Source organism: Variovorax sp. GW822-FHT04E09 (assembly GCF_058800845.1).
The window spans coordinates 1,587,099-1,609,215 of record NZ_JBXAMR010000001.1; the positions used below are offsets into that span (position 1 = coordinate 1,587,099).

General features: G+C 65.4%; 14 protein-coding genes. 3 read left to right on the forward strand and 11 right to left on the reverse strand.

The annotated features are described in order from the left end of the window. Nucleotides 1-10: 10 nt before the first annotated feature. The 3 genes from AC1RL8_RS07235 to AC1RL8_RS07245 all read left to right on the forward strand — a co-directional run bounded on the left by AC1RL8_RS07235 (nucleotide 11) and on the right by AC1RL8_RS07245 (nucleotide 3,439). The gene (locus tag AC1RL8_RS07235; protein WP_307693482.1) at nucleotides 11-1,027 is read left to right on the forward strand and encodes a Bug family tripartite tricarboxylate transporter substrate binding protein; all 1,017 of its coding nucleotides are present in this window, start codon (nucleotides 11-13) and stop codon (nucleotides 1,025-1,027) included. 106 nt (nucleotides 1,028-1,133) lie between these two features. After that, nucleotides 1,134-2,087 (forward strand): Bug family tripartite tricarboxylate transporter substrate binding protein, encoded by a 954-nt coding sequence (locus tag AC1RL8_RS07240; protein ID WP_095949153.1) that lies wholly within the window; start codon nucleotides 1,134-1,136, stop codon nucleotides 2,085-2,087. A 20-nt stretch (nucleotides 2,088-2,107) separates the two neighbouring features. Next, nucleotides 2,108-3,439, forward strand: a complete 1,332-nt coding sequence (locus AC1RL8_RS07245) for a sulfatase family protein (RefSeq protein WP_492684350.1) — start codon at nucleotides 2,108-2,110, stop codon at nucleotides 3,437-3,439. A 476-nt stretch (nucleotides 3,440-3,915) separates the two neighbouring features. On the opposite strand, the gene AC1RL8_RS07250 is transcribed toward AC1RL8_RS07245, so the two are convergent. The 11 genes from AC1RL8_RS07250 to AC1RL8_RS07300 form a co-directional block, all read right to left on the reverse strand. Further along, complete coding sequence (locus tag AC1RL8_RS07250) at nucleotides 3,916-5,880, reverse strand: AAA family ATPase (protein ID WP_492684351.1); 1,965 nt, start codon at nucleotides 5,878-5,880, stop codon at nucleotides 3,916-3,918. 150 nt (nucleotides 5,881-6,030) lie between these two features. Then, on the reverse strand, nucleotides 6,031-6,348 hold the full coding sequence (locus tag AC1RL8_RS07255; RefSeq protein WP_492684352.1) for a hypothetical protein: 318 nt from the start codon (nucleotides 6,346-6,348) through the stop codon (nucleotides 6,031-6,033). Between the two features lie 314 nt (nucleotides 6,349-6,662). Continuing rightward, complete coding sequence (locus AC1RL8_RS07260) at nucleotides 6,663-7,388, reverse strand: hypothetical protein (protein WP_492684353.1); 726 nt, start codon at nucleotides 7,386-7,388, stop codon at nucleotides 6,663-6,665. Between the two features lie 242 nt (nucleotides 7,389-7,630). After that, nucleotides 7,631-8,542 (reverse strand): hypothetical protein, encoded by a 912-nt coding sequence (locus AC1RL8_RS07265; RefSeq protein ID WP_492684354.1) that lies wholly within the window; start codon nucleotides 8,540-8,542, stop codon nucleotides 7,631-7,633. A gap of 1,380 nt (nucleotides 8,543-9,922) precedes the next feature. Further along, nucleotides 9,923-10,093, reverse strand: a complete 171-nt coding sequence (locus AC1RL8_RS07270; protein WP_492684355.1) for a hypothetical protein — start codon at nucleotides 10,091-10,093, stop codon at nucleotides 9,923-9,925. A 105-nt stretch (nucleotides 10,094-10,198) separates the two neighbouring features. Beyond that, a complete protein-coding gene (locus AC1RL8_RS07275; protein WP_492684356.1) occupies nucleotides 10,199-10,588 on the reverse strand; it encodes a hypothetical protein in 390 nt (129 codons plus the stop codon). A gap of 23 nt (nucleotides 10,589-10,611) precedes the next feature. Further along, nucleotides 10,612-11,055, reverse strand: coding sequence for an outer membrane protein assembly factor BamE domain-containing protein (bamE, locus tag AC1RL8_RS07280; protein ID WP_492684357.1), 444 nt, complete (start codon nucleotides 11,053-11,055; stop codon nucleotides 10,612-10,614). Between the two features lie 65 nt (nucleotides 11,056-11,120). Further along, nucleotides 11,121-12,368, reverse strand: coding sequence for a beta-barrel domain-containing protein (locus AC1RL8_RS07285; RefSeq protein ID WP_492684358.1), 1,248 nt, complete (start codon nucleotides 12,366-12,368; stop codon nucleotides 11,121-11,123). Further along, nucleotides 12,365-14,557, reverse strand: coding sequence for a type I secretion system permease/ATPase (locus AC1RL8_RS07290; RefSeq protein WP_492684359.1), 2,193 nt, complete (start codon nucleotides 14,555-14,557; stop codon nucleotides 12,365-12,367). The genes AC1RL8_RS07285 and AC1RL8_RS07290 overlap by 4 nt, the downstream gene beginning before the upstream one ends. Next, entirely contained in the window at nucleotides 14,554-15,888 is a 1,335-nt protein-coding gene (locus AC1RL8_RS07295; protein ID WP_492684360.1) for a TolC family outer membrane protein, read from the reverse strand. Before AC1RL8_RS07295 ends, AC1RL8_RS07290 begins: the two co-directional genes overlap by 4 nt. 60 nt (nucleotides 15,889-15,948) lie before the next feature. Further along, complete coding sequence (locus AC1RL8_RS07300; protein WP_492684361.1) at nucleotides 15,949-22,113, reverse strand: tandem-95 repeat protein; 6,165 nt, start codon at nucleotides 22,111-22,113, stop codon at nucleotides 15,949-15,951. Between the last annotated feature and the right edge of the window lie 4 nt (nucleotides 22,114-22,117).

Consider the following 22,117-nt stretch of genomic DNA (forward strand, 5'->3'; position numbering starts at 1 on the left):
GAGATTGACGATGCCCCAGCTTCCCGACCCGACCCGCCGCCGCACCCTGACCACCCTTGGCGGGCTGGCCCTTGCCCCCCTTGCGTCCTTCGCACCGCTTGCGTTCGCGCAGCAGCAACCCGCCGCCTTCACCCCCGGCCAGCCGATCAAGGTGCTCATCGGCGTGCCCGCCGGCGGCACGCAGGACGTGCTGACCCGCGCCATTGCCCACCAGGTGCGCGATTCGCTGGGCCCGCTCATCATCGACAACCGCTCGGGCGCCGCCGGCCGCATTGCCGTGGAGGCCGTGAAAACCGCGCCGCCCGACGGCCACACCCTGCTGCTGGGCACCGCGAGCATGATGACCATGTTCCCCAGCGCCTACCGCAACCTGTCGTACGACCCCATCAAGGACTTCGTGCCGCTCGTGAACGCCGCGCGCTTCGAGCTGGCGCTCACCGTGCACAAGGACGTGCCCGCCAACACCCTGGCCGAGTTCATCACCTGGGCCAAGGCGCAGGGCGACAAGGTCAGCTTCGGCTCGTACGGCGCCGGCACGCCCTCGCACTTTCTGGGCGAAATGCTCAACCGCGCGGCCGGCCTGAAGATGGTGCACGTGCCCTACCGCGGCTCCACGCCCGCACGCCAGGACGTGATGGGCGGCACCGTGCCCGTGTACTTCGACACCATCGGTGGCGCGCAACAGATGCTGCCCACGGGCCGCGTGAAAGTGCTGGCCACCAGCGGCGACAAGCGCTCGCCGCTCATGCCGCAGCTGCCCAGCTTCGTGGAGAGCGGCTACAAGGACGTGGTGGCCACCGCGTGGTTCGCCTACTACGCGCCGCTGAAGACGCCGCCCGCCACCGCCGAGAAACTGCGCACCGAAATCATCCGCGCCGTGAACTCGCGCGACGTGCGCCAGCTGCTGCTGCAGAACGGCATGTACCCCGTGGCCGACGGCCCCGAGGCGCTCGTGAAGACCATGCGCGAAGACATTGCCCGCTGGGCCGGCATCATGAAGGCCGTGAACTTCCAGGCCAACGACTGACCGACCGATCGACAACAAGGACACACCCTTCATGATCCCGCGCGCCCTCCCCGCTTTCGCTTCTTCCTTCAACCCGGCCCGCCGTCGCCTCGCCGCCGTGCTGGCCATGGCCGGCCTCGTGGCGGCCATCGCCGCCCCCACGCTCGCGCGCGCACAGGCCGCCCAAGCCGCACTCGACAGCCCGCTGCGCATCGTCGTCGGCTACGCGCCCGGCGGCGCCACCGACCGCGTGGCGCGCATCGTGGGCGACAAGCTCGCGGCCCAGCTCGGCGTGCCCGTGATCGTCGACAACAAGCCCGGCGCGGGCGGCCGCCTGGCCGCGCAGCAGGCCAAGGCCACGCCCGCCAACCAGAACGTGCTGATGCTCGCCAACCCCGCCGTGATGGTGGTGGCGCCACTCGTCTTCAAGGACAACGGCTACGACGCCGAGCGCGACTTCGTGCCCGTGTCGCACGTCAACGCCTACGACTTTGCGCTGGCCGTGTCGCCCACCCTGCCCGTGCGCGAGCTGAACCACCTGCTCGCATGGATGCGCGCCAACCCGCAGCAGGCCAACGTGGGCGTGCCCGCCACCGGCAGCCTGCCGCACTTCTTCGGCCTCATGGTGGGCGAGAAGGCCAAGGTGCAGACCCAGGTGATTGGCTACCGCGGCTCCGCCCCGCTGCTGAATGACCTGATCGGCGGCCAGGTGCCCATTGCCGTCGACACCGAAGACGTCGTGCTGCCGCAGCACACCGCCGGCAAGCTGCGCATCCTGGCGCTGTCGGGCGAAAAGCGCTCGCCCTTCGCGCCCACCATTCCGACCTTCAAGGAAGCCGGCCTCGACCTCGCCGCCACCGGCTGGAACACCTTCTTCGCGCCGGCCAGCATGCCCAAGGAAAAAGTCGAACGCCTGGCCACCACCATCCACGCCGTGATGCAAGACCCCGACACCCAACGCAAGTTCAAGGACGCCGGCATGACGCCGGTGGTGAGCACCCAGGCGCAGACCGCCGCGATGCTCAAGGCCTACAAGGCGCAATGGGCACCTGTCGTGCAGAAGTCCGGCTACCAACCCTGATTGAAACCCTCCAGCGATCTATGACGACACGCAGCACCCGCCCCAACATCATCTTCATCGTGGCCGACGACCTCGGCTATGCCGACCTCGGCTGCTACGGCGGCCGCGAGGCGCCCTTTGGCCGCGTGTCGCCCGTGCTCGACGGCCTGGCCGCCAACGGTTTGAAGCTCACACAGGGCTACTCGAACTCGCCCGTGTGCTCGCCCACGCGCTTCGCGATGATCACCGCGCGGTATCAGTACCGCCTGCGCGGCGCGGCCGAAGAGCCCATCAACAGCCGAAGCCGCGGCAGCACCACGCTGGGCCTGCCCACCGAGCACCCCACCCTGCCGTCGCTGCTGAAAGACAGCGGCTACAAGACCGCGCTCATCGGCAAGTGGCACCTGGGCTACCCGCCCAGCTTCGGCCCGCTGCGCTCGGGGTATGAAGAATTCTTCGGCCCCATGTCGGGCGGTGTCGACTACTTCACCCACTGCGATTCAGCCGGCCGCCACGACCTCTGGTACGGCGAAGAAGAGCACAAGGACGACGAGGGCTACCTGACCGACGTGCTCTCCAAGCGCGCCGTCGACTACGTCGAACGCATGGCCACGCAAGAGGCGCCCTTCTTCCTGAGCCTGCACTACACCGCCCCCCACTGGCCGTGGGAAACCCGCGACGACGCCGACAAGGCTCCGCTCGTGAAGGACAACCTGTTCGACCTGTCGGGCGGCAACATCCACGTGTACCGCCGCATGATCCATCACATGGACGAAGGCATCGGCTGGATCATGGCCGCGCTCGAAAAGCACGGCATGGCCGACAACACCCTCGTCGTGTTCACCAGCGACAACGGCGGCGAGCGCTTCTCGGACAACTGGCCGCTCGTCGGCGGCAAGATGGATTTGACCGAAGGCGGCATCCGCGTGCCATGGATCGCGCACTGGCCCAAGGTGATCGCCAAGGGCGGCGAGAGCACCCAGCTGTGCATGACCATGGACTGGTCGGCCACCATGCTCGACGCCGCCGGCGTGAAGGCCGACGCGGCGTACCCGTTCGATGGCGTGTCGCTGATGCCCGTGCTGAAAGACGCCACCCACACCTTCCGCCGCCCCCTGCACTGGCGCATGAACCACCGCGGCCAGGAAGCCATGCGCGACGGCGACTGGAAGTACCTGAAGGTCGACGGCAACGAGTACCTGTTCAACATTCCGGCCGATGAGCGCGAACGCGCGAACCTGGGGAAGAAGGAGCCGCAGCGGCTGGAGGCGATGCGGGCGCAGTGGCAGGCTTGGAATGCGACGATGCCGGGGATTCCGGAGGATGCGACTGTGAGTCTTGGGTATTCGGTGAAGGATATGCCACAGCGATGAAGCGCTAAGGCCGGAAGTCCATCGCTGAAGAGCGTTGATTTCCGAGCTGCCCTCGCCTCCCCCCCCCCGAGTACGGCCTCCAGCATCGCTTAAGTGGCCGCTTCAGACTGGGTGCAGCCGATCAGGTTCAGGGACCGAGTGACTGCGACTACCGGGACCTGTCATTCAAGATCCGGTGCTGTGCCATCGGACCTGCCGGCATGTCTGCGACCAAACTGGCGACATCAGCGTCCTCCGACGCTGCTAGGCGACCAACGACAGCTTCGGCTGGCTGCCGAGGGTGCTGTCGACCCGATGCGGCCCTAGGCTTCAGCTATCTCGACGTCCGAGAGCCGACGTTCAACGTCGAAGTTCAGCGGCACGCTTATGGGCACCCATGGTGCGATGACCATGCCCCTTCCGACCACACAAAGCTAACGCTGCGATAGCTGTATAGCCCAATGCGCCAGAACCCTTTCTGTGCGGGCGCCTGACGGTCAACCCTTGAGAAGGTCGTTGAAGGTCTTGAACACTGCCTCGGCCCGGTCCAGCGTCTCGTCCACTTCAGGCGACGTCGCATCGAGAATCTCGCCATGTCGTACAAGCCAAGCGGCCGGTGCGAAATGATCCAGCATGTCGATCGTGTCGGGCAACAGCTTGAAATACGCCTCAGCCTTCTTGATGAGGCGGGAACTGGATTTGTCGGCGTCATCAAGCTTCTTCGTCGTGAGCTGGTGTTTGCCTGATAGGTGATACGCGGCATTCAGGATATCGACCAGCAGACCCGGAGCCAAAAGATCTTCGATATCTGCCTCAGGACGCCCAAGTAAGTCAGCGACAGTGTGGAATTGACCCGCCTTAAGAATCTGGGATTTCCGTAGATCGTCAATCTTGCGTTTGTCGCCCGCTGCTTGGTCGGAAAGCACGGCAATATTTAACGCGTTGCCAGCAAAAAGTGATGCGAACGGTCGGATCTTGTCGATGCCTCCAGCAGGGCAGATGGTCCAGCGCGCATCAAGCCCGCCTCGCTTGCGCCGACGGAGTGCGTCGCTGAATGCTTGCATGTAAAGGATGTCGCCGGGACCTTCCACCAAAAGCGTGTTCTTCCCAATAAACAGTGATTGGGTCAGCTCATAGCCTAACGCTGCCTGCAAGGGAAAGAGTGTGTCTGGGTCTTGTGTCAAGACGTCGTCGCGGACTTTCGTGCCAAGTGGAACTCGCCGAGCCCCCTTTAACTCGATCATGTCCTGAACCACGCGCACTGAAGCGATATCTCCGACAGGCACCATAAACGGTGAGTGCGTGGAGAAGATGACTTGGTGGTGCGGTGCGAGCTTGTCGTTAAAAAAGCGCAGAAGGTCTGCCTGAGCTTTTCCGTGCAGTGTGAGGCCAGGCTCGTCCAACAGCAGAATGACAGGCGCAGCCTCGTTCTTGACCTGGGCAAACTTAACCAGGAACGAGAAGAACCAGACAAACCCCGCGCTACGCTCCGAGAAGGGGGTGTCGACGCGATGAAGCGCGTTGTAAATCCGCGCGCGAGCAACAGTTCCTTCGTTGAAGGGCGCAGGGTCACCGGTCATCCCTGTCGACACCTTCACCTCGACAGTTAGATCCGGATTCTGAGTCCAGTACTCGAGGATTTGGTCCGTTATCTTGTTAGAAGCGGCCTGCAACAGCGCGTTGTACGTTTCATACGTGTTCTGCTTCAGCAACTCCGACAAAGAGATACCTGCATACTGAAGGAACTCTAGGAACAGCTTCTTTCCTCTGTGCTCCTCCCGATCGAGAGCATTCTGACTTTGCAGCGTTTGAACAAGCTGAAACTGCACGGTCCCGTCCATCCGGTCGTACGAGGAAACATACATGAATCTCGGAAGGCTTCGGGCAACAAAGTTGTTGACCTGCGCAGTCGCCGAGCCTTCGGCCTCCAAGTAAGCATGCAGCTTGGACTGTGATTCGGTGCGCGTCTGGACGGCCTTAAGCGCATTCAACAGCTGATCGGTCGTCGTGGCGGCACTCAGGGGAGCGAGGTCGTCCCCGGTAACCTCGAATTTCTCGAACAGGTGGCTGAGGACCTTCTTAAAGTCAATGCTGGGGGCAGATGTGAAATTCGCACCATATCTGCGCTGAACTTTCACCCGACGCTCCACGGCCCCCTTGCCCAGCAAGGCGTCAAGCTCGGCCAGTTCTTTATCCTCAAAATCCCATTCGGTCTGAATGGCAACCGCACCGTCCTTGGGATGCCGATCGGCGTACGACGCAAGATGACGCCGGGGATAGTCCCGCTCCTTGTCGAAGGTCTGCGGGGTGGATGGGTGCGGATTCAATGCTGCAAGCGCCTGCAGAAGCGCGCTCTTGCCGGCTTCATTCTTTCCGACGAGGCAAATGACCTGACCGATTTCGAATTCGCCGCTATCTTCCGCCGACCGGAAGTCGGTCACATGCGCCTTGACGAGCTTCATCTCACCTCCGTGATGATTCACATATTGTTTCAGAGTCTACCCAGTTCCCAACCGCAGGGAGGACCTTACCGAATCTACTGGGCTTAGGGAATGTGGCTATATGCAGCCTCGTTGGACGTATTGATGACACTCCTGCGCCGCTTGCTTGATCTAAGCCTGTAGGGCTCCTCGAATGGCGGCAATGATCTCGAACTTCACCGGGTGCTGGGTCCTGTGCTGCATAACAATGGCGCCTGCCGCCAGTTGGTCACCATGACACACGTCCCGGACCTTGAGAGGGAAGACGTAGCATCCACGCTGCTTGCTATCGATGCTGAGATTCAAGAGTGCGGGCTCGCGCACACGACCCTCTATCTGGAGGCGCTCGCGCAGCACCCAGATATCTTTGAGCTTGAAGGGCGCCTTCTGCCCGATGATCTTGCCCTTCTCCCACGGCTCCTGATAAACAGCATTGCCTACGGCTCCCATGATGGTCTCCCATCGAGTTGATGGATCTCGTAGGACGCGCCCAAGAGGCACCGGGCTGCTGTCTTACATCAATCCCGGGCTAAGCGAGGCTGAAAGGCTGCATCGCAGCGCTCCCACCTCGCATGCACTCTCGACCGGGAGCGGGCGTTCCGCAACTGAAGAAGCGGTTGCTCGACGCTCGGGCTAAGCGGGCGACGACTGTATGACCCCAGGCCAAGACTGACGAACATGTACGACATACCACCAGCCCGGACCTGATGGCCTGCCTGGGGCACTCCGCTTGAGCGAGGGGGTAGGCCTCTTTCCAGCGGTGGTCACGAGCGAAACGGCTCTGGAGGAATGATTGACGCGCGCATATCGCGATCCGTATAGCGGCGCGTGACTGTTGCAGCTGTGAGTTGGGTCAGGGTTGCGGCCTGCCAAACACTCGTGCTGGACCAATTTGTGTCGTCGTATCTTGCTGATACCGGGGGATATAGCAAGGCGCGCTTACCGATCTCCTCAAACAACTTCTCCTTGGTGGCGTCAGCACATGCATTCGCTGCCTCTTCCAGCTTGTGACTTATCTTCATCAGTTGGTTTTCGGTGAGGTTGCGCTCCTGAACCAAGACCATTTTGAGGAAGATCTCAGTTGCCATGCGCATGCCCAGGATGGCTTTCACGTTCGGACGATGCTCCAGAAGCTGAGCATTGGCACCAACAAGCTCGGAGTGAGCTGCCCCGAGTAGCTTTGAGGCTCTGGGCTGAAGCCTAGATGTTCCGCTCAAATCTTGCCAGCCATAGCTATAGTCCACGCAGTTTGCCCAGTGGACTACGTACGTCCAGATGTCGTGGTGAGTTTTCTCGATTTTTCTCTTTATCTGAGCGGGCATGGTTTCCAGGCAGTCAAGCGCATTCACACTGCCTTCGCCGAAGATAAATGGCACGTGGACTGGCCAGAAGGCGGTGTCATAGAGATAAACACCTGTATAGACTGACCCTACCTGATGGGCTCCAGGTGGACTGTTCTCGTAGAACCAATCGAAGATCTTCTTGGTCATGGGATCGTCCATGGCCAGTGAACAATTGTGTTCGCGAGTGAAATCGCTCATGGCATAAAAGGGACGTCCCTTGTGGGGGATTCCCTCTGCGCCATACCGTTGATTGGCGGCACTCAGCCAAGCGAGAAGATCAGTCGTGCTTCGCATCTTGATCGAGATATCTACGTTTGACATGAAAGGCAGCGCAAGGGCTTAGCCTTTTTAACGTCCTTCGATGGAAGGGTTCGGCTGCACCGAGGCCCCTAGCGATAGGGCATCGAACTGACAAACACGCGGAGATCGACGCCGAGGTTTGCGGCGAGCCCCATGACCTCGATTGCGTGCTTGTGATCAGCTTTGGGACCGAAGTACAGAATCGAGTTGTTAGAAACAAGGCCAGGATTGCCATCGATGTAGGCGCGCTTCGGTTCGCGTTGATCAAACAAGACACCAGATGCGGTAGCGTAATCTGGCTTGTGAACAATCGACCTCACCTCGCGCTCCGCTGCGTACTCGGACGATTTGAATAGGAACAGTAGGGGGTGTGTCGCTTGAATGACCTCTTCCAAATCTTGCATCGCGTTGCCGTATGAACGCCGCAGTGCATTGAGCCGGTTCGTTAATCCGTCCTTTAGTTGTCGTATGGGTCGCTCTGCAGCAGCGGCCCCTCCACCACGCGACTCTGTGCCATAAGTGACATGAAAGAGTTGATCTGGAAAAATTGGGAGGAGATTTTCCAAGGGAACCATTAAGCAAGAACCCCTTCCGTCGTCTCCATAGAAGCGCCAGTGATTCAACGAGTCACTTGAATCTTCTAACCCCGGCTTGATCTGTGTAATCGTCCAGCATGAGAGAAAAGTAGCTTTCCGATATGCAGAGTAAAGGAGACGGGACTCCCGCAGTTTGGTGAGGCGCTCGACAAACACACCCTTGAACTGGTGAGTGCAGGCTTGCGCGGCGGCGATCATGACATCGACAACGTAGCGCCCCTCTTCCGGATCGTTCATGTAGTCACCGTCAAACTGCCGCATCTTGTTTTCTGCGGCTGACTGCAATAGGTATCTCGGTGTCTGAGCGTTGGTGTAGTGGGCGGCGTACTCGCCAGGCACGGCATCGGCAACGCGCAGTCGCTCAAGCAATACATCAACGTGGGTTCGATACTCGACAATATTCATGAAGGTCACGCCATTTGGTTGTGCGGCCTAACGTTCGAGTTAAGCAGGAGACACCAGCAAGACGCCAAGCGCCACATGATGCAGGATATACCACACCAGCACGCGGGCTTGGCGTCTTGCCGGTGTGGGGCCAGCTCGACGGAAGGGCCAGCACGCCACCGACTTATCGGGGACGAAGATATCGCCAATCTCGTTTCGGCCCAATCCCCGTAGCACTCGCTCGCCACGCACTGAAGGCGCACAGAAACATCCGCACAGTTCAGAGTCATCTGCGGCGCGCTGACGTTTCAACGACGATGATGTACACGCCGAGTTCAAGGTGGCCACGGGCGGTACGACCAACCGACTGGATACACCGGCGCTCGGGCATCAATGGACCGATCGCCCGAGGTTGCCTTTTCCGGATCGAGGGTACCTATTCGCAATTGCGGGAAGCAGACGTTCGAGATACCGCTCTGCAGGGGTCCCACACCGATTTCGGCTGCACCTCCGGAGCCGGCTGTCGGGCCCGCGAAAGCGCTGGCTCCCGGATGACCGCTGCGGACCAGGGACCACGAGGTCGCTGTGCGGCCACGGCCGACAGCAACCACTGCAAGCGGTCAAACCTCGATCGAGGGGTGACAACACCCGGCCCTTGCTACGTTGAAGGAAGTTGGGAAAGTGAGCCACCGCCGTCACAAGGACACGGCGGCTGGCCGGTAGTCCCTACCCCCTCCCACTCTCCCCCAACAACCTCTCCGCCTCCCTCGCCAGATCCGCCGCGATCCACAGCATGTGATCCCGGTGTTTCTCCCCGGCTTCCTCGAACCACCCGTTGCCGTCGCCGTAGCAGCACCACAGCAGGGAGTTCAGCTGGGCCAGTTTGATTTCGAGGAGGTCTCGGGCGTCTTCGCCTGTGGGGGTGGACGAAGGGGTCGCGCCGCGTGTGCGGCGGGGAGATTGGGGCGTGGAACGCCCGGCCATAATTCGATCAGCCATTTGTTGTGCTCTCTTTCCAAAGTGGTTGCACGTCATGTGGTTAGACGGTCAGGGTGTTCACGCACCCTGGCCGTCGCCTTTTGTGCCTCACATTCGTGTCGCTGCTTCACAAAGAGACATCGACACCCGCCGTGAGGCAAGGCGGTTCATTCGCTCGCACGAATCAATCGATCGATCAATCAATGTCTGGGATGAAGGCGTTTCCTTTCACGGGGTTCGTCGGCCGCTACAGCGGGCCGTCTTGTCGCGGGGGCATTCACTGTAGAGAAGCGAAGCCGCGCAAGAGAAAAGAATTCGTCGACGATTTCTCGAATCGACGAGATATCTGAGGCGCCCCGGTTTTTCTGCTTCGCCAGAGGCGAGACGCGGCGAAGCAAGACTCGGTGCGGGGCCGGCCGCCAGCTAGTGCGCGTGCGTGGCGCGCTCGGCTTCGCTGTCGCGGTGGTCCTGACTGACACCTCGCGCCGGCAGCGCGTCGGCCGCCAGCGCGAGGAACACGGCAAGGAGCAGCCACAGCGCCACGTCGCTCAACCGGTAGAGGTTCTTGCGAAAGCGCTTGGTGCGGCGGATCACGGCGTGCCTCCCGGGGCGGCCGTGCGGGCGTTGTCGTTCAACGCCAGAAGAAGACAAGGCCCCATGCAGCGGAACGCATCCACCGCGAAGGCCGCGTCGTCCACCTCAGCCATGGGGCATGAGGTGGTACAGCTGCGGCAGAAAGCCGCCGGGCGCGGTGAGGCGCGACTTGAGCCGCACGACCAGGTGCAGGTCGTCCACCAGATGAAGGTCGCCGCCGCGGTTGGTGAGCTGCAGCTTCACGGCCAGCAGGCCCTGCAGCTTGGCGCGGTGCCATTCGGCGGCGTCGGCGATCTGCGCGCGCGTCATGGCCGCGATGCCGATGCCGTGTTCCAGTTCGGCCGCACGCAGGCAGGCCACGACGCGGTCGACGCTCTTCAGCGTGCCCTCGATCACCTCCAGGCAACGCTCGGCCAGCCGCGTGGGCTCGTCGGCGGAGTTGCCGTACACGAAGGCCTCGTAGGGACGGGGCGCGCGCGTGGAATCGCGAGGCATGGGCTGCGGGCCGACGTTGCGGCTCAGCGCGGCAGCAGGTCCAGGCATTGGCGGCGGCGCCACACGGCGCTGCGCACGGCCTGGCTGTCGTCGAACACGACCTTGTACTGGCACACGAGGTAGTTGGCCGACTGGGGCATCTGGAACTTGAAGTGGTAGTCCCACTCGGTGCCGAGCGCGCCGCGCTGCTGCTTCAGCGCCTGCCCGAGCACGGCGAGCACCTGGGCCTGGTTGAGGCCGGGCTTGATCTCGCGAAAGCGCTCGGGCCGCGACACGACGCCGTCGCGCAGAAAGGGCTCCTTGAAGTCGGGGCGGCGCGCCTCGACGTCGCGATAGTCGAGATTGTCGGGGTTACTCACGGGGTCCACGGGGTTGTCGCGGGCCACCGCAGGAGCGGCGGCGCCGAGCAGCGCGGCAGCGAGCACGAAGGCGGCAGCGGCGGGGGATGCGTGCGGGGTGGTTTTCATGGCTAGCGTCCTCTTGGGTCGGATGGGTGTCGGATGGGTTTCGTGGGGAAATGAGCGCGCGCGGGTCAGCGCTCGCGCATGGCTTCGCGCGCCTTGTTCAGCGGCTTGGTCAGGTAGTCCCACACGGTCTTGCGGCCGGTGCGGATGTCGGCGGTGGTCACCATGCCGGGCACGATGGGCATGCGGCGGCCGGCCTTGTCGGTGAGTGCGTCGGAGTCGGTGCGCACGAGCACGGGGTAGTACACGATCTCGGGCTTGACCTCGTCGCGCTGGGTGTCGGGCGCGATGGTCACCACGCGGCCCTTGAGGCCGCCGTACACGGCGTAGTCGTAGGCGGTGATCTTGATCTGCGCCTCCTGCCCGGGCCGCATGAAGGCGATGTCGCGCGGCGAGATGCGCGCCTCGACCAGCAGCTGGTCGTCCAGCGGCACCAGCGTCAGCAGCGAGCCGTTGGGCGGCACGACGCCGCCGATGGTGGTGACCTGCAAGCTCTTGACGATGCCGCGCACGGGCGAGTTCAGGGTGAGCCGCTCGAGCGAGTCGGCGCGCCCACGCACCACGGACGACAACGACTTGACCTCGGCATCGGCCTTGGCCAGCTCTTCGCGGCTGCGCACCATGTAGTTGGCGCGCGCCTCGGCAATCTTCAGCTCCAGGTCGGCGGCCTGGCGTTGCAGGCGGATGAGCTCGACGTTGCTGGCCGCGCCGCTCACCTGCAGCGAGCGGGTGATGTCGAGCTCCTTGCGCACGAGCGAAAGCGCCTGGCCCAGGCCGGACACGGTGTCGCGCAGGCTGCCCTGGCGCGAGCGGAAGAGCGCGCTTTCGGAATCGACCAGTTGGGCGTAGGCCTTCAGCTCGGCGGGGAACTGCAGGCTGCCCTGCCCTTGCACCTCGGCGCGCAGGCGCACGCTGCTGGCCAGGGCGGCGCGGTAGCGCGCGGCGGTTTCTTCCACATTCGATTCGCCGCGCGTGGGGTCGAGCTGCGCGAGCACCTGGCCCTTCTCGACGATCTGGCCTTCGTGCACGCGCAGCTCGGCCAGGATGCCGCCTTCGAGCGACTGGATGCGCTGCTCGCGCGAGCTGGGAATCACCTTGCCCATGCCGCTGGACACCTCGTCGATCTCGAAGACCCAGGCCCACACGAAGAAGGCGAGCAGAAAGAGCGCGACGAACCACACGACGCGCGCGGAGCCGCTGGCGCGGGCTTCGTCGAAGTCGTCGGCGCCGCCGGGGCCCCACACGGTGGCGGTGGATACGGCCGGTGCCTGCGCGGCGGCTTGCACTTGCGCCTTGGTCAATGTCACGGCGTTCATGCCTGCCCCTCCTTGCCGCGGCCTGCGGAGGCCATCGCCTCGCGCGAGGCGACCGCGCCTTGGCGCAGCCGCGCCATCACCTGGTCGCGCGGCCCGTCGAGCACGACGGCGCCGCCGTCCACCACGAGGATGCGGTCGACTGCCTCGAGCACGGCCTGGCGGTGCGTGGCCAGAACCAGCGTGCGGCCGGCGGGCAACGCGCGCAGCTGTTCGATCACTTCGCGCTCGGCCACTTCGTCGAGCGACGCGGTGGGCTCGTCGAGCAGCAGCACGCCGGGGCGGCGCAGCAGGAGCCGCGCGAGCAGCAGGCTCTGGCGCTGTCCGCCCGAGAGGCCGCGCCCGCCTTCGAGCAGCGGATGGTCCAGCCCGGTGGGCAGGCGGCGCACGAAGGCCCAGGCGCCGGTGGCCTGCAGGGCCGCCACCAGTTCGGCGTCGGTGGCGTGGGGGGTGCCCATCTGCAGGTTCTCGCGCAGGGTGCCGTGGAACAGGCGCGCGTCCTGTGCGAGCAGCCCGACGTCGCGGCGCACGTCGGCGGGGTCGATGTGGGCCATCGACACGCCGTCGAGCAGCACGCTGCCCGCGCGCGGTTCGATGAGGCCCGACAGCGCCTGCAGCAGCGTCGACTTGCCCGCGCCGTTGCGCCCGAGCACGGCAATGCGTTCGCCAGCGCCGATGTGCAGCGCCTTCACGTGCAGCGCGGTGGTCTGGCCGTCGTGGCTGAAGACGGCGTCGCGCAGCGTGTAGTCGCCCTGCACGGCGGGCCGGTGCACGCGCGTCTCGTGGGGCGGGTGGTCGACCGGCAGCTTCATGAGCTGGTCGAGCGCCTCGCCGGCCACCTTGGCCTGCTGCCAGCGGTTGAGCACCTGCGTCACGCCGGCCAGTGGCGCGAGCATGCGGGTCGACAAAATCGATGCGGCCACGAGCACGCCGGTACTCATGTGGCCGTCCATCACGAGCGGCGCGCCGAAGAACACGACGAAGGCGAAGGCGGCGCCCTGCACGGTCTGGGTCCAGTTGCTCAGGGTGTTGAGCAGCGCGCGCAGTTGCAGGCCCGAGTCGGCGTTCACGGCGTTGTAGTGGTTCCACTGGTTCTGGAAGCGCGGCTCGGCCTGCAGCCCCTTGATGTCGTCGATGCCCTGCACGGCCTCGACCAGCATGGCGTTGCGCAGCGACGATTCGCGCATGCCCGTCTGGGCCAGCGCACGCAGGCGCGGCTGCGCCAGCAGGCTGGGCACGATCAGCAGCACGCACGCGGCCAGCGGCACCAGCACGAGCCAGCCGGCAATGAACCAGAAGAGCACGCAGAACACGAAGAAGAACGGCAGGTCGGCCACGGCCGCCACGGTGGTCGACGTGAGCATTTCGCGCACGGGCTCCAGCTCGCGCAGCTGCGAGATGAAGGTGCCGGTGGCGCGCGGGCGCGCCGAGCCGCGCACGCGCAGCGCGTGGCCGAACACGCGGTCCGAAATGCGCAGGTCGGCGCGCTTGCCCACCACGTCGGTGATGCGCATGCGCGCGCCGCGCATGACCCAGCTGAACGCGATCGACAGCAGCACGCCGCCGAACAGCACATGCAGCGTGGGCAGCGACTGCGCGGGCACGACGCGGTCGTACACCTGCATGGAGAACAGCGTGCCGGCCAGCGCCATGAGGTTGTAGGCCAGCGACGCGACGAGGATGTGCGCGTACGGCCGCCAGTCGGCCAGCACGATCTGGCGCAGCCAGTGCGGCTCCACCGGGCGGATGTAGGCATCGACGCGCGAGTCGGGCGCCGACTGCGCGGGCCGCAGCACGGCCATGGCTTCGAGCGCGGGTTGCAGCTCGTCCACGGTGCAGACGGTTTCCGCGCCCTGGTCGCCACCGAGCATCACGCGCAGGCCCTGCGCCGAGATGGCGGTGACCACGGCCACCTGCCCGTCGCGCAGCTGCAGCACCACGGGCAGGCGCCAGGGGCTCAGGGTGTCCAGGCGCGGCACGACCTGGCGCACGGTGAGCCCGGCCTGGCGAGCCATCTGGCGCACGCGCTCGCCGATGTCTTCGTGGTCGCTCCACGCGGCGGCGCCGCGGATGCGCTCGCGCGAGGTGTCGAGGTGGTAGTGGGCGGCCACGGCCAGCACGGCGTCGACCCAGCCGGCGAGCAGCTCGGGGCCGCGCGCGGCGGACAGTTCGGGCACGGTGGTGGCGGTCATGGCTGGCCTCCGGCAACGAGCTCGCCCGCGTCGACCAGCCCGAAGGCCTCGCGCAGGCGGCCCGACTGGTACAGGCACTCGACGGCGAGGCGCTGCACTTCGTGCGCGCTCTCGGCCTGCTCGAAGCGCGCGCCGTGGAACTCCTGCTCGGCATTGAGCAGGTCGAGCAGCGAGCGCGTGCCCAGCTGCAGGTACTGCTCGCGGTACAGGTCGCGCGTGCGCTGCGTGCTGTGCACGCGCGCGGCGAGCACGGGCAGGCGCAGCGCGTGGCCTTGCGATTGCACGCGCGCGTCTTCGAGGCGCTGGCGCACGCTGAGTTCTGCATAGCCCAGCGCGGCCTCGGCCGCCTCGACGGCGTGCGCGGCGGCGCGCTGGCGGGCCTGGCTGCGCCCGCCTTCGTACAGCGGTGCGGTGAAGTTGACGGTGAACGTGCTTTCGTTGGCGGACTGACCGGCGGGCCGCCCGCCCGATTCGAGCCCCCGGTTGACAGCGGCGTTGAGCGACAGCGTGGGCAGCAGCTGCGCATCGGCACCGCGCAGGGCGGCCTGTGCCATGTCGCGCTCGGCCTGCGCCATCTGCACGGTCGGCGCGGGCAAGGCCGTCTGCGGCAACGCGGCGCAAGCGCTCGCGAGCGGCGCGGGCGCTTCGCCGGCGATGTCGGCCGGCGCGCGGCCCTGGGTCAGGTGCATGAGGTTGAGGCGCCAGCGCTCGGCCTGCGACGCGGTGTTGAGTTGCTGGGCGCGCGCGGCCTCCAGGCGCGACTGGGCCTGCGCCACGTCGGACTGGCTGGTGGCGCCCTTGGCCTGGCGCTCGCCCACGAGGCCGGCCAGCGACTGCACGCCCTTCACCTGGGCCTGCGCGATCTCGCCGAGCGCCTGCTGGCGATGCACTTCGATCCATGCCTGCGCGGTGTCGCGCACCACGTCGTCGACCGCCACGAGCAGCTTGGCGCGCGCGGCGGTGGCCGAGGCTTCGGCTTCGCTCACGGCGCTCGACACCTTTCCGAAGTCGTACAGCAGCTGGGTCACCGACAGCGAGGCCTGGTGCACCTGGCGGCGACCGTCGGCCTGCAGCTGGCGGTTGCCCGTGCGTGCGCTGACGCCGGCGCTGACCTGCGGGTAGTAGCCCGAGCGCGCGGCCGCAATGCCCTCGCCCGCCTGCAGCGCCTGGCCGACGGCGTTGCGCACGGTCGGGTGCGAGGTGGCGGCCAGGCGCACGGCCTCGGCCATGCCCAGCGGAGCGGCGGTGCTCGCTTGCGCAAGCGCCGCCGATCCGGCGAGCAGGAAGAAAAGGCCCGCGGCAGCAGACGAAAGATGACGGGAAGCAAGCATGCGTGAAGACGTGCAGACCACCAGGGCCGACGCCGCAAGCGGCGCCGGCACGCCGGTCGGTCAGTGGTGAAGCGCGAGGCCCATGTGGAGCTCGTCGGCGAGCGATGGCGCCACGGGCGGTGCGTAGGCCGCGAGCGAATCGGCCGACGACGCCAGCGACAGCACCGTGGGAGACGCCTGCGCGCCCCCGAAGGCCGGTGGGAACGCGGCCTGCAGCAGCGCGTGCAGCGACTCCGCGGCGCCGAAGCCCTGCAGCATGTCCGACAGCTGCAGCCCGCCCCACGCCGGGCTGTCGCCGAAGGGGAAATGCGGCGCATCGTGCGGTTGCTGTTGCTGCTCGATCGACACCGTGACTTCGTCGACGCCAGCCAGGCCCAGCGAGTCGGCCGAGCTGAAGAGCGCTGCCGCCCCCGCTGCAGGCGTGTAGTTGACGTGCAGCGTCTGCGTGGCCACGTTGCTCGCATCGCCGTCGCGGTCGACCACCTGGTAGCTGAGCGTCTCGTCGTAGTTGTGCGAGGTGGTGGTGCGCGGTGCCACCTGGTAGCTGAACTCGCCCGTGTCGAAGTCCACCACCAGCTTGCCGCCCTTGTCGGTGGCAATGGTGACCTGGTGCGTCGCCTGGTTGTAGCTGTAGTCGCTGCTGGTGGCCGGGCCGGTCTTCGTCATCAGGCCCGTGCTGCTGTCGAAGGCGTAGACGGTGCCGTCGATGGTCAGCGTGGACACATGGCCGCCGTCGGCACCGAAGCCCGACGAGCCACCGAGGCCGCCGGTCAGCAGGTTGCTGACGGTGGGCGGCACGCTGATCGTGCCTTGCAGCATGTCGTTCAGCTGGCTCGTGTCGGTGACGATCTTGCCGTTGGTGTTCGTGCCCGTGTTGCCGTTGTAGGCGATGGGGTCGATGTAGGCCTGCTCCGTCGGGCCCAGGCTAGAGCCCAGGCCCAGTGCGAACGAGTTGATCTTGTTGGTGGTGAGGAAGGTCTTCCAGATCGCTTCTTCCGCTGCCTGGATGCCCTTGTCAGCCGCGTTGCTGCTGCTGCTGTTCCCGAGCTGGTCGGGATTGCCGTCCCCACGCGTCGGCTCGCCGTCCGTGAGGAAGTAGGACACGTTCTGGGCACCCTGCAGCTTGCCGCCAGCCGAGAAACCGCTCATCGCCGAAGCCAGGGCAGCGTCGTAGTTGGTGCTGCCACTGGCCTGCAGGTCCTGCACCAGCGCCTTGGCGTCGGCTGCCGTCATCCAGGCTTGTTGTGCGTGCCCGGTCGTGCTGAAGGTGACGAGCTGCACCCGCACATCGCCGTACAGGTCGTAGCCGTCGATCAGGTTCTGGACAGCCGCCTTCGCACGGGAGAGCCGCGTCGGCGTCTCCTCCTCCATGCTCCCGGAGAGGTCCAGGATCACCATCAGGTTCGTGTTGATCGGTGCCACGTCGACGGACTGCTCGCCGTTCACGAGCACCGGCGCATCGTCCTTGACGGGCACGTTGAAGCCCACCGGCGCGCCGCTGAGCTGGCCATCGCTCACCACGGCCTCGAAGTGCAGGTTCGACACGCCCTCGCCGTTGCCCGCCGGGTGGTCGATCGGCGCCTTCAGCGTAACGGTGTAGCCCGCCTCGAACTGCCCCGCGCCCGTGGCGCTGACGTTGCCCACCGCCACGGTCATCACCTCGGTGGTGACGCCGTCGACGGTGACGCTGCCCGTGAGCGTGTGCGTGCCCGCGTCCCAGGTCCACGACACCGGCTGGCCGCCGGAGGTGACACCGGCCGGGCCGCTGAGCGACACCGACAGGTCGCCCACCAGGCTGTCGGGGTCCGCGATGGAGATCTTGCCGGTCGATTGCACCGGCGGCTCGTCCGCCGCCGCAATGCCGCCGGGCAGGCTGCCTTCGGAGACGATGCCGGCGTCGGTCGCCGTGGCCGTCGGCGCGTCGTTCACCGGGTTGACGGTCACGGTCACCGTGCTGGTGGTCGTGCCGCCATGGCCGTCGCTCACCGTGACGGTGAAGCTGTCGGTGCCGTTGAAGTTGGCGTTGGGAACGTAGGTGTAGGTGCCGTTGGGGTTCACCGTCACCGTGCCGTTCGACGGGTTGCTGCCCTTCACGTAGGTGAGCGTGTCGCCGTCGACGTCGCTGCCGATGATCTGACCGCTGACCGGCGTGTCTTCGTCCGTGGTCTTGGTGTCGTCGGGCGCCTCTGGGGCCTCGTTGACGTTCTGCTCGTTGAGCGTGACGGGGATGTTCGTCGTGATGGTGCCGTCGCTCGCACCGACCACCAGCGCGTGCGCGTTGGCGCCTGCTTCGTAGTCGTTGACGAAGGCTGCAGCGCCTGCCGGCGTGAGGCTGATCGCGCCCGTGACCGGGTCGATGGCGAAGTAGCCCTGGTCGTTGCCCGAGAGGATGCTGTAGGTGACGTTCGCGCTGTCGATGTCGGTGGCGTGGACCGTGCCGAGCACGGTGCCTGCGGGGCGGTTCTCGTCGTAGCCGAAGACGTAGCCGGTGGCGCTGTCGACCGGCGTGCCGCCGCCATCGACGAACACGGGGGCGTCGTTGACGGGGTTGATGGTCACGGTGACGGTGCTGGTCGTCGTGCCGCCGTGGCCGTCGCTGACCGTGACGGTGAAGCTGTCGGTGCCGTTGAAGTCGGCGCTGGGCGTGTACGTGTAGGTGCCGTCGGCGTTGACGGTGACCGTGCCGTGCGATGGGTTGCTGCCCTTGGCGTAGGTGAGCGTGTCGCCGTCGACGTCGCTGCCAACGACCTGGCCGCTGACGGGCGTGTCTTCGTCCGTGGTCTTGGCGTAGTCGGGCACCGTCGGTGCGTCGTTGATGTTCTGCTCGTTGAGCGTAACGGGGATGGTGGTCGTGGCCGTGCCATCGGTCGCACCGATCACCAGCGAGTGCGCGTTGGCGCCTGCCTCGTAGTCGTTGACGAAGGCCGCTGCGCCTGCCGGCGTGAGGCTGATCTCGCCGGTGACCGGATCGATGGCGAAGTAGCCCTGGTCGTTGCCAGAGAGGATGCTGTAGGTGACGTTCGCGCTGTCGATGTCGGTGGCGTGGACCGTGCCGAGCACGGTGCCCGCGGGGCGGTTTTCGTCGTAGCCGAAGACGTAGCCAGTGGCCGTGTCGACCGGCGTGCCGCCGCCGTCGACGAACACGGGGGCGTCGTTGACGGGGTCGATCGTCACGGTGACGGTGCTGGTGGTGGTGCCGCCATGGCCGTCGCTCACGGTGACGGTGAACGTGTCGGTGCCGTTGAAGTTGGCGTTCGGGGTGTAGGTATAGGTGCCGTCAGCGTTGACAGTCACCGTGCCGTGGGCTGGATCGCTGCCCTTCGTGTAGGTGAGCGTGTCGCCGTCGATGTCGCTGCCGACGACCTGGCCGCTGACGGGTGTGTCTTCGTCCGTGGTCTGGGTGTAGTTGGGCACCGTCGGCGCGTCGTTCACCGGGTCGATCGTGACCGTCACGGTGCTGGTGGTCGTGCCGCCGTGGCCGTCGCTCACGGTGACGGTGAACGTGTCGGTGCCGTTGAAGTTCGCGCTGGGGACGTAGGTGTAGGTGCCGTCGGCGTTGACCGTGACGCTGCCATTCGCAGGGCCGCTGTCCAGCGCATACGTCAGCGCGTCGCCGTCCACGTCGCTGCCGATCACTTGGCCGTTGACGGGGGTGTCTTCGTCCGTGGTCTGGGCGTAGTTGGGCACCGTGGGGGCGTCGTTCACCGGGTCGACGGTGACCGTGATGGTGCTGGTCGTCGTGCCACCGTGGCCGTCGCTCACCGTGACGGTGAACGTGTCGGTGCCGTTGAAGTTGGCGCCGGGCGTGTAGGTGTACGTGCCATCGGCGTTGACCGTGACGGTGCCGTGCGCCGGATCACTGCCCTTCGTGTAGGTCAACGTATCGCCGTCGACGTCGCTGCCGACGACCTGGCCACTGACCGGCGTGTCTTCGTTCGTGGTCTCGGTGTAGTTGGGCGCTGTCGGTGCGTCGTTGACCGGGTTGATGGTCACGTTCACCGTGCTGGTGGTCGTTCCACCATGACCGTCGCTCACGGTGACGGTGAAGCTGTCGGTTCCGTTGAAGTTCGTACCCGGGGTGTAGGTGTACGTGCCATCAGCGTTGACCGTGACCGTGCCGTGCGCGGGGTCGCTGCCCTTCGTGTAGGTCAACGTGTCGCCGTCGACGTCGCTGCCGACCACTTGCCCGCTGACGGGTGTGTCTTCGTTCGTGGTCTCGGTGTAGTTGGGGACTGTCGGTGCATCGTTGACCGGATCGATCGTGACCGTGATGGTGCTGGTCGTCGTGCCGCCGTGGCCGTCGCTCACCGTGACGGTGAACGTGTCGGTGCCGTTGAAGTTGGCATTCGGGGTGTAGGTGTAGGTGCCGTCCGCGTTGACCGTCACCGTGCCATGCGCCGGATCACTGCCCTTGGTGTAGGTCAGCGTGTCGCCGTCGACGTCGCTGCCGACGACCTGGCCGTTGACGGGCGTGTCTTCGTTCGTGGTCTCGGTGTAGTTGGGCACCGTCGGAGCGTCATTCACCGGATCGACCGTGACCGTCACCGTGCTGGTCGTCGTACCGCCATGGCCATCGCTCACCGTGACGGTGAACGTGTCGGTGCCGTTGAAGTTCGGGTTCGGCGTGTACGTGTAGGTGCCGTCGGGGTTGACGACCACCGAGCCATTCGAGGGATTGCTGCCCTTCGTGTAGGTCAGCGCATCGCCGTCCACGTCAGCGCCCGTCACCTTGCCGTTGACGGGCGTATCTTCGTCCGTGGTCTGGGTGTAGTTGGGCGCCGTCGGTGCGTCGTTGACCGGATTGATGGTCACGTTCACCGTGCTGGTGGTGGTGCCGCCGTGACCGTCGCTCACCGTGACGGTGAAGCTGTCCGTGCCGTGGAAGTTCGCCCCCGGGGTGTAGGTGTAGGTGCCATCGGCGTTGACCGTCACCGTGCCGTGCGATGAATCGCTGCCCTTCACGTAGGTCAGTGCGTCGCCATCGACGTCGCTGCCGATCACCTTCCCGCTGACCGGCGTGTCCTCGCTCGTAGTCTCGGTGTAGTTCGGTGCCGTCGGTGCATCGTTCACCGGGGTGACAGTCACGTTCACCGTGCTGGTGGTCGTGCCGCCGTGGCCGTCGTCGACGATGACGGTAAAGCTGTCGGTGCCGTTGAAATTCGCGCCGGGGGTGTAGGTGTAGGAGCCATCGGCGTTGACCGTAACCGTGCCGTGCGCCGGATCGCTGCCCTTCGTGTACGTCAGCGCATCACCATCGATATCGCTGCCGATCACCTTCCCGCTGACCGGCGTGTCTTCGCTCGTTGTCTCGGTGTAGTTCGGCGCCGTCGGCGCATCGTTCACCGGATCGACCGTCACGGTCACCGTGCTCGTCGTCGTACCGCCGTGGCCGTCGCTCACCGTGACGGTGAACGTGTCGGTGCCGTTGAAATTCGGATTCGGCGTGTACGTGTAGGTGCCGTCGGGGTTGACGACCACGGAGCCATTCGAAGGATTGCTGCCCTTGGTGTAGGTCAGCGCATCGCCGTCCACGTCAGTGCCCGTCACCTTGCCGTTGACCGGTGTGTCTTCGTTCGTGGTCTGGGTGTAGTTGGGCGCCGTGGGGGCGTCGTTGACCGGGTTGATGGTCACATTGACGGTGCTGGTGGTGGTGCCGCCGTGGCCATCACTGACGGTGATCGTGAAGCTGTCGGTGCCGTTGAAGTTGGCGCCAGGGACGTAGGTGTACGTGCCATCGGGATTGACCGTGACCGTGCCGTTCGCTGGATCACTGCCTTTGGTGTACGTCAGCGTGTCGCCATCGACGTCGCTGCCAACAATCTGGCCGCTGACCGGCGTGTCTTCGTTCGTGGTCTGGTTGTAGTTGGGCGCCGTTGGTGCATCGTTCACCGGATCGACGGTGACCGTGATGGTGCTCGTCGTCGTGCCGCCGTGGCCATCGCTCACCGTCACGGTGAAGCTGTCCGTGCCGTGGAAGTTGGCACCCGGGGTGTAGGTGTAGGTGCCATCGGCATTGACCGTGACGGTGCCGTGCGCCGGGTCGCTGCCCTTCACGTACGTGAGCGTGTCGCCATCGACGTCGCTGCCAACCACTTGCCCGCTGACGGGTGTGTCTTCGTTCGTGGTCTTGGTGTAGTCGGGCACCGTGGGTACATCGTTCACCGGATCGACGGTGACCGTGATGGTGCTCGTCGTCGTGCCGCCGTGGCCATCGCTCACCGTCACGGTG

Bases quoted from the DNA above. Each gene is read 5' to 3' on its own strand.
- AC1RL8_RS07250 (WP_492684351.1), bottom strand. From the start codon at position 5,880: ATGAAGCTCGTCAAGGCGCATGTGACCGACTTCCGGTCGGCGGAAGAT.
- bamE (WP_492684357.1), bottom strand. From the start codon at position 11,055: ATGAAAACCACCCCGCACGCATCCCCCGCCGCTGCCGCCTTCGTGCTC.
- AC1RL8_RS07245 (WP_492684350.1), top strand. From the start codon at position 2,108: ATGACGACACGCAGCACCCGCCCCAACATCATCTTCATCGTGGCCGAC.
- AC1RL8_RS07290 (WP_492684359.1), bottom strand. From the start codon at position 14,557: ATGACCGCCACCACCGTGCCCGAACTGTCCGCCGCGCGCGGCCCCGAG.
- AC1RL8_RS07285 (WP_492684358.1), bottom strand. From the start codon at position 12,368: ATGAACGCCGTGACATTGACCAAGGCGCAAGTGCAAGCCGCCGCGCAG.
- AC1RL8_RS07235 (WP_307693482.1), top strand. From the start codon at position 11: ATGCCCCAGCTTCCCGACCCGACCCGCCGCCGCACCCTGACCACCCTT.
- AC1RL8_RS07265 (WP_492684354.1), bottom strand. From the start codon at position 8,542: ATGAATATTGTCGAGTATCGAACCCACGTTGATGTATTGCTTGAGCGA.
- AC1RL8_RS07275 (WP_492684356.1), bottom strand. From the start codon at position 10,588: ATGCCTCGCGATTCCACGCGCGCGCCCCGTCCCTACGAGGCCTTCGTG.
- AC1RL8_RS07240 (WP_095949153.1), top strand. From the start codon at position 1,134: ATGGCCGGCCTCGTGGCGGCCATCGCCGCCCCCACGCTCGCGCGCGCA.
- AC1RL8_RS07295 (WP_492684360.1), bottom strand. From the start codon at position 15,888: ATGCTTGCTTCCCGTCATCTTTCGTCTGCTGCCGCGGGCCTTTTCTTC.
- AC1RL8_RS07260 (WP_492684353.1), bottom strand. From the start codon at position 7,388: ATGACCAAGAAGATCTTCGATTGGTTCTACGAGAACAGTCCACCTGGA.
- AC1RL8_RS07255 (WP_492684352.1), bottom strand. From the start codon at position 6,348: ATGGGAGCCGTAGGCAATGCTGTTTATCAGGAGCCGTGGGAGAAGGGC.